At 59.1% G+C, this 257-nt stretch carries 1 protein-coding gene; it reads left to right on the top strand.

What is annotated here, in order from left to right; all coding sequences use genetic code 11:
• Positions 1-257: hypothetical protein (locus tag RMT89_RS44065; protein WP_315889375.1), on the top strand; the 257-nt coding region annotated here is incomplete at both ends.

Here is a 257-nt window from a genome sequence, read left to right as displayed (position 1 = left end):
CACGCTTGCCACGCGCTCTGCGGCGACCACTTACCATCACGTCTTCGACACGCTGGCCGTCGAGGGTATCGCCGTGAGTCACACTGACATCGACATCATGCCGGACTTCCTCAAGCAGGTGGCCACGGAGGCGGCTACGCCAGAAACCGGCTCGCATTTGGCGGGACGAAGGGCGGACGAGACGCAGCAGGCAATGCTGCTGGGTATGAACATCTTGCGTCACTTTCACATCTACATCGCCTATAAGGAAGACAAGA

Source organism: Streptomyces sp. P17 (genome assembly GCF_032436805.1).
Classification (GTDB): domain Bacteria; phylum Actinomycetota; class Actinomycetes; order Streptomycetales; family Streptomycetaceae; genus Streptomyces.
Note: the sequence above shows the minus strand (reverse complement) of the source record. Positions and strands in the feature narration are given on the sequence as shown.